Raw genomic sequence first — 13,502 nt, 5'->3', positions numbered from 1 at the left:
ACCGCCCGCCCGGCCGCCGTCGTCCCCGGTCAGTCCGTGTCCGGGCTGGCGGCCTCCGCGGTGGTCTTCGAGGACGGCAGCAGCATGAGCGGCGACCTTGTGGTCCTGGCTGAAGAGCGGGTGGCACGGGACGGCCTCGCTGCCAGCGCAGGACTGCGGACCGCGGCGAGCGGAGGAATTGTCATCAGCCAGGACTTCCGGACGTCCGTCCCCGGCATTTGGGCCATCGGGGACGCCGCAGCGTACGACGGCGTCCGGCTGGGCCTGCTCGTGGCGGCAGCTTCCGCCGCGGGAGCCTGCGCCACGCAGCTTCTGGCCGCGGCCCCAACCGGGCCGGACCTGCAGGCAGCCGCCTGACCGGCCGCACTTTGCTGTTGCCCCGGCTGTGACAAGATGGTGCCGAACCGAGTTCCAGGACGTGCCGGGGCCCACAAGGCCCCCGGAAAGGACCATCATGAGCAACGAAGCCACCCCTTCCGTTCAGCCAGCCCCCACTGATGCCGGGAGCATTGCCTCCTACATCGACCACACGCTGTTGAAGCCCGAAGCCTCCGAGGCCGACGTCCTGAAAGTGTGCGCCGAGGCTGCCGAATACGGCTTCAAGTCCGTGTGCGTGAACCCCATCTGGGTCAAGACCGTCAAGAATGCCCTGAAAGGCTCCGGCGTCCTCACCTGCTCCGTTGTCGGCTTCCCGCTGGGGGCCACACCCACCGACGTCAAGGCCTTCGAAGCCCGCGGCGCCGTGCTTGACGGCGCTGACGAGGTGGACATGGTTATCAACATTGCCGCCGCCCGTGCCGGCGACAAGGGTGCACTCATCGAGGACATCAGCGCTGTGGCGGAGGCGGTGCATGCCAGCGGCGCCATCCTGAAGGTGATCATTGAGACCGCCCTTCTCACGGACGACCAGAAGGTCCTCGCCTGCCAGGCGGCCGTGGAAGCCGGCGCGGACTTCGTCAAAACTTCCACAGGGTTCAACGGCGGAGGTGCCACGGCCGAGGATATCGCCCTCATGCGCAGGACGGTGGGCCCGGACCTGGGCGTCAAGGCCTCCGGCGGCGTGCGCTCCCTGGCTGACGCTCAGGCTATGATTGCTGCTGGTGCAACACGTATTGGTGCCAGCTCCGGTATTGCCATCGTCAAGGGTGAACAGGGTTCAGCCGCCTACTGACGGCAGGCCGGACGCCGCCACAGATTGAGCCCTGCGGGGCCGAGGAGGAACGAAATTGTCCAGCAAGATTAACGCGTCCGGCCAGGACACATCGGACCAGCGCACTGTCCGGACCCCACAGAACGAGAACAAGCTCTCCGGCAGCATTGTGCTGTTCGTGATAATCATGGCGCTGTTCTTCGGGGCGATCTACTCGCTGTCCTTCCTCACGCTCGGCAACCCCTGGCCGATGGCCGTCTGCCTGGTGCTGTTCGCCCTGGCGTTCTGGATCCCGCAGACCATTTGGGGCCGCTCGGACTCAGCGGGCGAACACTAAGAAGCTTTTTGTACGAAAAGGACCCCCGGACGCCCGTCCGGGGGTCCTTTTTGTGCGCTAGAACCAGAGCCTGGTCCAGGCCACGGCGGCATCAGCCATCCGCGTCCACTGGCTCTGCGCAATTGACCAGCCGGCCACCGTCATGCCCACCATGGCGTACGCGCTCACCGGGATCAGCACCAGCCACTCGCGCTTGGAGCCGGCCCGTCCCAGCAGCGGCAAGGACAGTGCCCCGTTGGGCCGCCACACGTACCGCAGCAGCGGGACCCTGCGCAGCGCCTTCGGGGGCCGGACCACCAGCGGCCACAGGAGCGGGACTCCCCCGGTGGTGATGAGGTCGCCCACGATGTGCACCACCACACCGATGAGCATGGACACGGGCAGCCAGGTCCATTGTTCCGGGGCATACACCGTGACCAGACCGGCCATCGCCAGTGCGAAAGCCCAGTTGGTCAGGAACCCGCTCTTGGGAAAAAGCTTCAGGGCCTTCGCCGCGATGTTGATCAGGCACATGCACAGCAGGCCGGCGCCGACGGACAGGAGCCCCCAGGGGGTCTCCAGCTGGAACCGGGACGCCAGCGCGGCCAGCAGGACGAAGACCCCCGCGCCCAGGATGGAATGCGTTCCCTGCCGGTGCCCGCCGCTGGCGTTCTCAATCCCACGGGCAATCGCGTTGGACAGCGGCGGCAGGGACTGGGCCACCGTGCTGGAGCGGTGGTCCCAGTCGCAGACCAGTGCCGTTCCTGCAGTGGCCAAGCCGCCAATCAGGATGCCGGTTGGATCCAACGGGTACCAGCCCAGCGTGTAGGGGCCCGTGGAGGCAACAGCTACCCACGCCGCGGCTCCCGACGCGGCGTGGTGTCCTCCCATCATCCGTCAGGCCCCTGTCTGAGCGACGGGAACGGGCTGGTCGGAGAAGATGTTGCGGATGACGCCGTCGGCCCATCCCAGGATTTCCGCGTCCTGCAGGTCCCGGCCGCCGATGCGCGCGGTCTTTGGCTTGGGGATCAGCACCGCGTCCAGTGCCGGCTTGGACTGCGATCCCGGGTACATCCGGTTCAGGCGCATGACCTTGGACTCCGGCAACTGCGCGGGCGAGAACCTGATGAAGTTGCCCTGCAGCGCCACGTCGGACAACCCTGCCTCGCGGGCAGCCACCCGGAACCGGGCCACGGCCACCAGGTTCTGGGCCGGCAGCGGAAGCTCACCGTAGCGGTCCACCAGTTCGGCGAAGACCTCGTCGATCGCCTCGTTGGTCTGCGCTGCCGCCAGCTTGCGGTAGGCCTCGAGGCGCAGCCGTTCGCCCGGAACGTAGTCGTGCGGAAGGTGGGCGTTGACCGGCAGCTCGATCTTCATCTCGGCAGCCTTCTCCTCGGCCTCGCCGCGGAAGTCCGCCACGGCCTCGCCCACCAGCCGGATGTAGAGGTCGAACCCGACACCCTGGATGTGGCCGGACTGTTCGCCACCCAGCAGGTTGCCGGCCCCGCGGATCTCCAGGTCCTTCATGGCCAGCTGCATGCCTGCGCCGAGCTCGTTGTGCGTTGCCACGGCCTTGAGTCGTTCCAGCGCCACCTCCCCCAGCGGCTTCTCCGACGGGTACAGGAAATAGGCGTAGGCACGCTCGCGGCCACGGCCCACGCGCCCGCGGAGCTGGTGGAGCTGGGACAGGCCGTACTTGTCCGCACCGTCCACGATCAGGGTGTTCGCGTTTGAGATATCCAGGCCCGTCTCGATGATGGTGGTACACACCAGGACGTCGAAGCGCCGCTCCCAGAAGTCCACGATGATCTGTTCCAGGCGGCTTTCGGACATCTTGCCGTGCGCCACCTCCACCCGGGCTTCCGGAACCAGCTCGCGGATCTTCGCCGCCGTCCGTTCAATGGTGGACACCCGGTTGTGGACCAGGAACACCTGGCCCTCGCGCATCAGCTCCCTGCGGATCGCGGCGGAGGTCTGCTTATCCGTGTAGGGGCCCACGTAGGTCAGCACGGGGTGGCGTTCCTCCGGCGGCGTAGCCAGGGTGGAGGTCTCCCGGATGCCGGTGAGCGACATCTCGAGTGTCCGGGGAATCGGGGTGGCGCTCATGGCCAGCACGTCCACATTGGTGCGCATCTTCTTCAGCGCCTCTTTATGCTCGACGCCGAACCGCTGCTCCTCGTCCACGATCACCAGTCCGAGGTCCTTGAACTCGAAGTCCTTGGACAGCAGCCGGTGCGTGCCGATCACCACGTCCACCGAGCCGTTCTTGACGCCTTCCGCCGTCTCCTTCGCTTCCTTGGAACCCTGGAACCGGGACAGCGGCTTGACGCGCAGCGGGAAGCCGGAGAACCGTTCAGTGAAGGTTTCGTAGTGCTGCTGGGCCAGGAGGGTGGTGGGCACCAGCACGGCCACCTGCTTGCCGTCCTGGACCGCTTTGAAGGCCGCCCGCACCGCGATCTCGGTCTTGCCGTAGCCCACGTCCCCGGACACCAGGCGGTCCATCGGGATCTCCCGCTCCATGTCCGCCTTGACCTCGTTGATGGTGGTCAACTGGTCCGGCGTCTCCACGTAGGGGAAGGCTTCCTCCAGTTCCCGCTGCCACGGGGTATCCGGGCCGAAGGCGTGCCCGCGCGAGGCCATCCGCGCCGAGTACAGCCGGATCAGCTCCCCGGCGATCTCCTTGACGGCCTTGCGGGCCTTGGACTTGGTGCTCGCCCAGTCCGCGCCGCCCATCTTGCTCAGGACCGGGGTGTCCCCGCCCACGTAGCGGGTCACCTGGTCCAGCTGGTCAGTGGGCACGAACAGCCGGTCCCCCGGTGCGCCCCGCTTGGACGGCGCGTACTCCAGCACCAGGTACTCGCGTACGCCGTCGGCTCCGCCCGCCACCTTGCGCTGGATCAGCTCGACGAACCGGCCGATCCCGTGCTGTTCGTGGACCACATGGTCCCCCGCCACCAGCTGCAGGGGGTCGACGGCGTTGCGCCGTTTGGACGGCATCCGCCGCATGTCCTTGGTGGAGGCTGCGGAGGTCCGGCCCAGCAGGTCGGCTTCCGTGAGCAGTCCCAGCTTCAGGCCGTCCAGGACAAAACCGCGTCCGACGGCGGCGGTGGTCACCTCGATGATCCCCGGCTGGGGCTCGTGGTCCAGGCTGTCCACCCGGGCGCAGGGGATATCGGCGTCGTGGAACAGTTCCGCCAGGCGCTGTGCGGGACCGGGACCTTCAGTGGCCACGACGATCCGCCACTGGTCGCGCACGTGCGAACCGATGAAGTCCATCATTTCCGCCACGTCGCCCTGGTAGCCGCGGGGCTCCCGTGCGTGCAGGTTCAGGACGTCGATCTCCGGGAGCAGTTCCGCGTCCTGGGCCAGCGAGGTGATGGACCACCAGGAGACGCCGTGCTCCAGGGAGGATGCACGGGTCTCGCCCAGCGAGCGGAAGCTCGCCGAGTGCAGCGCCGCCGACGCTTGGGAGCTGAGGTCCAAAGGCGCCGTCCCGCCGTCGGACGCCGTGGACCAGGCCGCCTCCAGGAATTCCTCGTTGGTGGCGGCGAGGTCGTGCGCGCGGGTGCGGACCTTCTCGGGCTCGATGACAACGGCAATGGAGTCGGCAGGAAGCTGGTCCACGAACGGGACCATGGCGTCCACCAGCACTGGCGCCAGGGATTCCATGCCCTCCACGGCGATGCCGCCGGCGATCCTCTCCAGCATGTCGGCGGCGGCCGGGAGCTGTGACTTGAGCGTCGCGGCGCGGGACATCACGGACGGGGTGATGAGGATTTCCCGGCAGGGCGGGGCATGCAGTTCGGTAGGGTGGTGGATTCCGGGGGCTGACAGCGAGCGCTGGTCGGCCACGGCGAACCAGCGCATCTGGTCCACCTCATCGCCAAAGAACTCCACGCGGATGGGGTGGTCCTCGGTGGGCGGGAACACGTCGATGATGCCGCCGCGGACGGCGAACTCCCCCCGGTGCGTCACCATGTCCACCCGGGCGTAGGCGGCATCGGTGAGGCTCCGCACCACGTCCGTGAACGGGATGTCCTGGCCCACCTTCAACGTGACCGGCACCAGGTCACCGAGTCCGGCCACCACGGGCTGGACCACGGCCCGGACGGGCGCCACCACCACCCGGAGCCGGCCCGCTGCCGAGCTCTCCGGATGGGCCAGCCGGCGCAGGACGGCCAGCCGCCGTCCCACCGTGTCCGAACGCGGCGAGAGGCGCTCGTGCGGCAGCGTTTCCCAGCTGGGGAACTCGGCCACGGCATCCGCGGGCAGGTAGGCGCGAAGTGCCGCCGCCAGGTCCTCCGCCTCCCGGCCGGTGGCGGTGACGGCGAGGACCACGCCCGGCCCGCCGCCGTCGGACTCTTCTGGCCCGGCGGCCCTGAGGCCGTCAGACATCTCGGCGAGCAGCACGGGACGCAGCCCGGCGGGCGCGCTGATCTGGTAATCCTGGCCTCGAACGCTGAATCCCCTGGCGGCTTCCGCCCGGACGCGCGCGAACGTCTGGTCCTCGGCGAGGACGCGCCGCAGGCCATCCAGCGACGGGCCTGCAGTGGATTGGCCGGCGGCGGACGGGCCGGGAAGGCTCATGGCAGAAGCTCCTGTGGTGTTCAAGGGGATCGCAGGCAACGCGAAAACCCGAAATTCGCTGCGAATCCCGGGTAACCTCCAGCCTACCGCGCACCGGCGACATTCCGGGCCCCGGCAGTCCTGCCAGCGGATCCTGCGCTTAGGCTGGCAGGGCCCACTCATTTACCGGGGCGGCCGTCCGGACAGGCCGCCGCTCCGAACTGCTGAGGACGAACAGGAGCGAGCATGACCGGAACCAATGCACCCCACATTGCCAAGACAGTCCTGGTGACGGGGGCCACCGGCTACATCGGCGGCCGGCTGGTGCCCCGGCTCCTCGAGGCAGGCCACAGCGTCAAGGTGCTGGTCAGGTCCCCGGACAAGGTTGCCGGGGTCCCGTGGCGGGGCAAGGTGGAGGTGGTGGAAAGCAGCCTGGACGACGGCGACGCGCTGCGGAAGGCGCTGGACGGCGTCGACGTCTTCTACTACCTGGTGCACTCCATGGCTGCCGGGGCGGGTTTCGAAGCCAAGGAGAAGGCGATGGCCGGCATCGCGGCCCAGGCGGCGGCTGATGCGGGGGTGGGCAGGATCGTGTACCTCGGCGGCCTGCATCCGCAGCGCGTGGAATTATCCACCCACATGCGGTCCAGGGAGGCAGTGGGCCAGGTATTCCTGGACGGCCAGGTGGACGCCATTGTCTTCCAGGCGGGCGTGGTGATCGGCTCCGGCTCGGCGTCCTTCGAGATGATCCGGCACCTGTCCGAGACGCTGCCCCTGATGCCGGCGCCCAGCTGGGTCCGGAACCGGATCGAAGCGATCGCCGTGCGGGACGTCCTGTACTACCTGGTGGCCGCGGCATCCCTGGACGGGCCCATCAACCGGACCTTCGATATCGGCTGCCGCCAGGTGCTCACGTACGCGGCAATGATGAAGGAGTACGCCGCCGAAGCCGGCCTGCCCTACCGGGTGGTGCTGGCCCTGCCGGTCCCGGCCCCCAAGCTCGCCGGGATGTGGGTGGCGCTCACCACGCCCATCCCGCTGTCCATGGCTTTCCCCCTGGTCCAGTCCCTGCAGCACGACGCCATATCCAGCGAGCATGGCATCGACAGGTACATCCCCCAGCCCGACGGCGGGTTGACGCCGTACCGCAGCGCCGTCGCGCTGGCTCTGGGCAAGGAACGGGACGGCCAGGTGGAGACCACCTGGGCAAATGCCGGAGTGGCGTCCGATCCCCTGCCGAGCGATCCCGACTGGTCCGGCCACACGGTCTACATCGACGAACGCACCTTCCACGGGGACGTGGACCCGCAACACGTGTGGACGATTATCGAGGGAATCGGCGGCCGGAACGGCTGGTACTCGCTCCCGCTTGCATGGCAGGTGCGCGGCTGGCTGGACAAGCTGACCGGCGGGGCCGGGCTCCTGCGCAGGCGCCGGCACCCCAAGATGCTGGCCGCCGGGGAGGTGGTGGACTGGTGGCGCGTGGAACGGATCGACCGCGGCAGGCTGCTCCGGCTGCGGGCCGAGATGCGGGCGCCCGGCCGGGCATGGCTGGAACTGTCCGTGGAACCCGACGGCGCCGGCAGCCTGTACCGGCAGCGGGCCATCTTCTTCCCCAAGGGACTCAGCGGCCGGCTCTACTGGCTGGCTGTCCTGCCGTTCCACAGCCTGATCTTCCCGGCGATGGCCCGGAACATCACCGGGGCGGCACAAAAGCTCATCGATGCGGAGCGGCCGGCCGGGACCCCGTAGGATGTCTTGAGTTAAATCCGTTCCCCAATGTCCCAGGAGGACCCATGGCCCTGAGCGCAACCACTTCCCTTCCGCACTCCGTCGACAGCGTCGCAGCTGTCCTGGTGAACGAGGACTTCCAGCGCCACGTCAGCCAGCTGGTGGGCGGTAACCTGGAATCGTTCACCGTGGACGGTGACGTCGCCGGCGCGTTCAACGCCACCTCTGTGCGCACCCTTCCCACCACCCGCCTGCCCGAATTTGCCCGCAAGTTCGTGGGTGAGCACCTGAAAGTGACCCAGGTGGAAAGCTGGAACGCCCCCGCGGAAGACGGCTCCCGCCAGAGCAACATCACCGTCAAGATCGCCGGCGCACCCGTGGACGTCACCGCCGTTCAGCGCCTGGTGGCCGAGGCCAGCGGAACCCGCGTTGAGCTCGAGGGCGAGGTCAAGTCCTCCGTGCCTTTCCTGGGCGGCAAGATCGCCGACGCTGCCGAGCCCATGGTGGCCAAGGCACTGAACCTGCAGGCACAGCAGGCGCAGGCCTGGCTGGAAAGCCACTGACCCGGTGGAACTGCCCGTTTTCGCGGCCCTGGTCCTGATTGTGGCCGGCGTCTGGTCCCTGGTGGTCTGGCCGCAGTTCCTGCGGCGGGTCATGAAGGATCCCCGGGCCCGGGACGCGGCCGGCAAGGCCACCAAGTTCCTCACCGTCCACGTGGTGCTGGTGAGCGTCTCCATGGTGCTCGGTGCCGCAACGGCACTCATCGGCATCATGGCACTGTTCGGCTGACCCTGCATGCCAAAAGGCTCTCCTCCCGGCGGGAGGAGAGCCTTTTCGCGTTTACGGTAGGTCAGGCTGCCTGGTTAAGGGCATCCTCGGCGGCCACCCAGGAGATCATCGCGCATTTCACGCGGGCTGCATAGCGGGCCACGCCCTCGAACGCGGCGGCATCCCCCAACAGTTCCGGATCCGCATGGACCTTTCCACGAGAGCGCAAAACCTCCCGGAAGCTGTCGATGACTTCATGCAGTTCCGCCACGGTCATGCCCTCGGCCAGTTCAGTGAGCACCGATGCCGAGGCCATCGAAATTGAACAGCCGGCGCCGTCCCAGGAAACCTGGGCGATCCGTCCATCCTCCACGGCCAGGCGCAGCGTCACTTCATCCCCGCAGACCGGGTTGAGCTGGTGGGATTGGCCGGTGGATGCCCCCGCCGGGGCCTCGGTCGCGGCCAGGCCGCTGCCGTGCCGCGCCTTGGAGTGGTCAAGGATGATCTGCTGGTACAGCTGGTCAAGGCTCATGGGTTTACCTTCTATCCTCGGGCTAGGCGCCGAAGTAGGCCCGCACGCCGGACACGGCATCCAGGAACTGGTCCACGTCGTCCGTGGTGTTGTACAGGTAGGTGCTTGCCCGGGTGGTGGCCGTCAGGCCCAGCCTGCGGTGCAACGGCTGGGCACAGTGGTGGCCAACGCGCACCGCGATTCCGCGGGAGTCCAGGAACTGCCCTACATCGTGAGCGTGAACGCCCTCGACGTCGAAAGCGGCCAGTCCGATCCGCTCCTTCCCGGCTTCGGGCCCCAGGACCCTGATGCCGGGGAGCGATTCCAGGCCTGCCACCATCCGTGCACCGAGTTCGGCCTCCCAGCGGTGGATCCGGTCCAGCCCGGTTTCTGTGAGGTAGTTGGCGGCGGCGGCCAGGGCCACTGCCTGGGAGATCCGCTGCGTACCGGCCTCAAAACGCTGGGGCGCGGGCAGGTACTCCGCCCGCTCCATGGTCACGGTGGTGATCATGGAGCCGCCGGTGAGGAAGGGCGGCAGGATGTCCAGCAGTTCCTGCTTGCCGTAGAGGACGCCGATGCCCGTGGGGGCCAGCATCTTGTGCCCGGAGAAGACGGCGAAGTCCACGTCCAGGTCCTTGACCTTCAGCGGAAGGTGGGGTGCCGACTGGCACGCGTCCAGGACCACCAGTGCGCCGGCTGCCCGGGCAAGTGCCACGAGTTCGCGGACCGGGTTGATGGTCCCCAGGACGTTGGAGGCGTGGGTGAAGGCAAGCACCCTGGTGCGGCTGCCGATGATCTGTGCAGCCTGGTCCATCCTGAGGCTGCCGGCATCATCAATGGGGATGTAGCGGAGCGTGGCGCCGGTACGGAAAGCCAGTTCCTGCCACGGTATGAGGTTTGCGTGGTGCTCCATCTCGGTGACCACGATCTCGTCCCCGGGAACCAGCGCGAGATCCTTCAGCCCGGCATCGCCCCGGCCCTGCGAAGCCCAGAGCCCGGCGTTGGACAGCGCGTAGGAGATGAGGTTGAGGCCCTCGGTGGCGTTGGATGTCCAAATGGTCTCGGAGTAGTCGGCACCAACAAAGTCAGCCACGGTCTGCCGGGCGTCTTCAAAGGCCTCTGTGGCCTCCACAGCAAGATGGTGGGCGCCCCGGTGGACCGCGGCGTTCCGCTGCTCATAGAACTCCTGCTCGGCTTCCATGACGCTCACGGGGTTCTGCGAGGTGGCTCCCGAATCCAGGTAGACCAGGGGGCGTCCGTTGACGAGCTGGTGGAGGACCGGAAAGTCGTTCCGGATGCGCATCACTTCGGCGTTATCCATCACCGGCAGGGCCTGCTCCAGCGTGGCTGGCGTTGCTACTACGGCCAAAACGATCTCCTTGAGATGCCAACGGATGACACTCAATTGTCCCACAGCACGGCTGTGGCGGCCGCCCACGGGGGCAGCCGCCACAGCCGCTCCGGGCTTCGCCCGCGGAGCGGAGGGCCGGCGACGGCTGGGGGGAGAGTCTCGGTCTCAGAAGACTCTGACGTCGCCGGCCCCGTCTCGGCCCGGTCCCTGGGGGCCGGAAGTCGATAGAGGCCTTGATGTCCTGCAGCAATCTCTGCGGCTTCCCTCCCGCCGCTCCTTTGCCTCCTTAAGTAAATCCTGCGGTAGCCCTCTGCACACGAGTAGGGTGTACTCGTTTTCCGCGGAAAGGAACTACTTGGGCAGCCGTGCCGGGCAGCAAGCCCCGGGAGGGCTTCGTGTCCTGCATCGGAGGAACTTGCGGGAGCACCTGCCGGACGGCACAGGGTGTCCCCAGTGACGGCGTCGCGGTACAGGCTGCACGGAGAAAAGCAGGTAGCAATCCCTACTTGGGCAGCGCGGACTCCAGTTCGTCCCTGCTCCGCACACCCAGCTTGACGTAGGTGCGGTACAGGTGTCCTTCCACGGTCCGGACCGAAACCATGAGGCGCTGGGCTATCTCACGGTCGGTGAGGCCCTGGACGGCAAGCTCCACGATGTCCTGTTCCCGGCGGGTGAGGTGCACCGCGGGGGCTGCGGCGATAAAGCGTCCCTCGCGGAACCGTTCTCCCAGTTCGTGGTCGCACTTCTCCCGCTGGGCCACCGCCTGCCGGGACCGGCGGCGTTCCCCGGCCTGCTCCAGTACCGTGCTGGCACGGGCGTACGCCTCGCGGGCAAGGTTGACGAAGCCGGACTCCTCCAGGGATGTGGCCGTTGCCATCAGGGCATCGCCGTCGGCAGCTTCCCAGCCGGTGGCCAGGGTCAGCATGGCAGCAGCCCAGCGTCCCTGCACGGCACCTGCAGTGTCCTTCACCATGGGGATTACCGAAGGATCCCCCAAATCCCAGCACACGGCCAGAAGCTCCAGCAGGTGGCCCGTCCGCCCGGCCGCTTCCGCGGCAGTCATCATGGTATGCAGCGAGGCGAGGCCCTTTCCGTCGTGGGCCAGGTATTCGCCAGCCGCGGCGGCATATGCGCCGGCCAGGAGGTCATGCTGCGGCCCACCTGCAACGGCATCCTTGTAGTCCTGTTCCAGGCGTTTGGCCTGGGCCGCATCCCCCAGCCGCGCCGCGACGTAGAAACCAAGGGAAGACCCAAAGCGGAACAGGTGGAGCGGATCATTGAGCCGCAGTGCCTCCACGGCCGGCAGCAGCAACTGGTACGCACGCTCCATCCGGCCCTGGCGCAGCAGCGAGTAGCCCCTGAGCAGCTGCAGGCTGCCGTCGAAGGTTGCCGCACCGGCGTCGTGGTGGGTGGCGTAGCTGTTCAGTTCCCGTTCCGCTGATTCCCATTCGCCCATGGCCAGGTAGGTGACCACCAGCCGGCCCAGCACGAATTCGGGAAAGAAAAACAGGCTGCCGTCCAGGGGCGGCAGCTCGGATGCGGCAAGGAGTGCGGCATCCAGGCCCTCGGCAGGCCGGCCGGCGGCCGTGAGCGCGTGTGCCAGCAGCGCTTCACCAACGGCCGCCACGGGCTGGTGGCCGCCACCCAACGGACGGTCCCTGACGGTTTCCACGGCCGCTGCCAGCGCACGATAATCCACCTCGGACCCTGCCTTCAGCAACCGGAGGAGATCCTCCTGCCAGGTCCCGGTCCCCTCCCCCGGTGAGCCCGTTTGTTCCCGCACGTCCTCCGCGACGGCGGTCAGCTGGTGCCCCGCCGCCTGGTGTCCCGATATCCGCAGCAGCAGGACCGCCGGGCCCTGGGGATGGTCAGTGAGCTGGAGCCAGCATTCGTCGAGCAGGGCGGCCGCATCAGCATAGGACCCCTCGTTGTACAGGGCTCGGGCCTGGACCGCCTGCGCCAGCGGCACGAGGTCCGGGGCATGCACCCTGGCCGCGATGGATCGCGCGCTGGGGTTGCGGTACCTGGAAAGCGCCTCGATGGCGGATTCGAGCATGTCGGCGTCAGGCACGCGCAGTCCGCATTCCAAAGCCCATTCCACAGACCGCAGCCGGCCTTCGCCAGGGAGCACGGTGCCGTCCTGGTGGGCTCGGATTTTCTCCTGCAGCTGCAGGCTGCGCGATACGGAGATGGTGTTCCTGATGGCCTCGGCGAAAAGGCTGTTCCACAGGGAAAGTTCAGCCGGGACACCGGACGTTTCCACCACCATCTGCTGGTCCAGCAGGGAACGGACCACCGGTGCCCCGCAGATCTCCTCGATGACCTTCCTGCCAACGGGTCCGGCGAGGGCGATGAGTTTGAGTGCTTCCTGTTCTTCGGGCCGCCGCCGGAGGTGGTCCTTGGCCACCACCGCCGTCAGCCGGGCACCATCACAGGGCAGGGCGCCCAGCAGGACCCAGATGCCGTTCCGCTTGGACAGGATCCCTGCTTCGGCGGCATCGTGCAGCAGCGCGTCCAGGAGGCGGGGATTGCCGCCCGATGCCTTCCAGGCCGCGTCAATTGTGGCCGCAGGAACTGTTCCCGCGAGGAGGTGCTCCAGGACCTCCTCGATCTGTTCCCGGTTCAGGGGCCGCAGGTCCACGCGCTCCGCAAGGCCGTCGTACCACAACTGGTCCAGCGGCTGCGGGAGTCCGGGCCGCGGCCTGGCCGCTGCCACCACTGTCGCCCAGCCGGCCGAAATCAGGTCCGCCAGCACGCCCGCAGAAGCCTCATCCAGATGGTGGGCATCGTCCACCAGCAGCAGGACAGCATTGCCGTTTCCGGCTTTCAGCTTCTCGAAATACGTCCACATGGACCGCAGGACCGCTACGGGCGAAACCGACTCCTCTGCGGTCAGGTCAGTCGTATAGGGGGTCAGCACACCAAATGGCACCGCTGCCAGCGCCGAGCTGCCATGGATCTGCAGGATGTTCAGCTCCCCCCTGAACCGCTCCGCGACCGTCTCTGTGAGCGACGACTTGCCGATGCCTGGACCGGCCATGACGAAGACGGCCTGGCTGGTTCGGTTCCGGACAATGTTGCAGATCCTGTCCAGCGGCTCACGGCGGCC

General features: G+C 67.7%; 11 protein-coding genes. 6 read left to right on the top strand and 5 right to left on the bottom strand.

Annotated features, from left to right (window positions below; translation table 11 throughout):
- The 3 genes from AC5RTT_RS10500 to AC5RTT_RS10490 all read left to right on the top strand — a co-directional run.
- Window positions 1-357 (top strand): FAD-dependent oxidoreductase (locus tag AC5RTT_RS10500; protein WP_494145138.1); only part of this gene is annotated, 357 nt, incomplete at its 5' end.
- A gap of 97 nt (window positions 358-454) precedes the next feature.
- A complete protein-coding gene (deoC, locus tag AC5RTT_RS10495; protein ID WP_494145137.1) occupies window positions 455-1,171 on the top strand; it encodes a deoxyribose-phosphate aldolase in 717 nt (238 codons plus the stop codon).
- Window positions 1,172-1,226: 55 nt separating this feature from the next.
- Entirely contained in the window at window positions 1,227-1,487 is a 261-nt protein-coding gene (locus AC5RTT_RS10490) for a hypothetical protein (RefSeq protein ID WP_494010577.1), read from the top strand.
- Between the two features lie 57 nt (window positions 1,488-1,544).
- On the opposite strand, the gene AC5RTT_RS10485 is transcribed toward AC5RTT_RS10490, so the two are convergent.
- Both AC5RTT_RS10485 and mfd read right to left on the bottom strand, forming a co-directional pair.
- Window positions 1,545-2,357, bottom strand: coding sequence for a metal-dependent hydrolase (locus AC5RTT_RS10485; protein ID WP_494145139.1), 813 nt, complete (start codon window positions 2,355-2,357; stop codon window positions 1,545-1,547).
- Window positions 2,358-2,363: 6 nt separating this feature from the next.
- The gene (mfd, locus tag AC5RTT_RS10480; RefSeq protein WP_494145136.1) at window positions 2,364-6,053 is read right to left on the bottom strand and encodes a transcription-repair coupling factor; all 3,690 of its coding nucleotides are present in this window, start codon (window positions 6,051-6,053) and stop codon (window positions 2,364-2,366) included.
- A gap of 225 nt (window positions 6,054-6,278) precedes the next feature.
- On the opposite strand from mfd, the gene AC5RTT_RS10475 reads away from it, so the two are divergent.
- Genes AC5RTT_RS10475 through AC5RTT_RS10465 form a run of 3 tightly spaced genes read left to right on the top strand, consistent with a single transcriptional unit; the run spans window position 6,279 to window position 8,552 of the window.
- The gene (locus AC5RTT_RS10475; protein WP_494145135.1) at window positions 6,279-7,784 is read left to right on the top strand and encodes an SDR family oxidoreductase; all 1,506 of its coding nucleotides are present in this window, start codon (window positions 6,279-6,281) and stop codon (window positions 7,782-7,784) included.
- A 44-nt stretch (window positions 7,785-7,828) separates the two neighbouring features.
- The gene (locus tag AC5RTT_RS10470; protein WP_494010580.1) at window positions 7,829-8,326 is read left to right on the top strand and encodes a DUF2505 domain-containing protein; all 498 of its coding nucleotides are present in this window, start codon (window positions 7,829-7,831) and stop codon (window positions 8,324-8,326) included.
- A 4-nt stretch (window positions 8,327-8,330) separates the two neighbouring features.
- Window positions 8,331-8,552, top strand: a complete 222-nt coding sequence (locus AC5RTT_RS10465) for an SCO4848 family membrane protein (protein ID WP_494051458.1) — start codon at window positions 8,331-8,333, stop codon at window positions 8,550-8,552.
- A gap of 61 nt (window positions 8,553-8,613) precedes the next feature.
- Here the strand turns inward: AC5RTT_RS10465 and sufU are convergent, their stop codons facing one another.
- From sufU to AC5RTT_RS10450, 3 genes are all read right to left on the bottom strand, one after another.
- Window positions 8,614-9,063, bottom strand: coding sequence for a Fe-S cluster assembly sulfur transfer protein SufU (sufU, locus tag AC5RTT_RS10460; protein ID WP_494051457.1), 450 nt, complete (start codon window positions 9,061-9,063; stop codon window positions 8,614-8,616).
- Window positions 9,064-9,085: 22 nt separating this feature from the next.
- Entirely contained in the window at window positions 9,086-10,411 is a 1,326-nt protein-coding gene (locus AC5RTT_RS10455; RefSeq protein WP_494145134.1) for a SufS family cysteine desulfurase, read from the bottom strand.
- A 484-nt stretch (window positions 10,412-10,895) separates the two neighbouring features.
- Entirely contained in the window at window positions 10,896-13,433 is a 2,538-nt protein-coding gene (locus tag AC5RTT_RS10450) for a LuxR C-terminal-related transcriptional regulator (RefSeq protein WP_494145133.1), read from the bottom strand.
- Window positions 13,434-13,502 lie beyond the last annotated feature (69 nt).

It is taken from the genome of Arthrobacter sp. Y3221157 (assembly GCF_059089865.1).
Note: the sequence above shows the minus strand (reverse complement) of the source record. Positions and strands in the feature narration are given on the sequence as shown.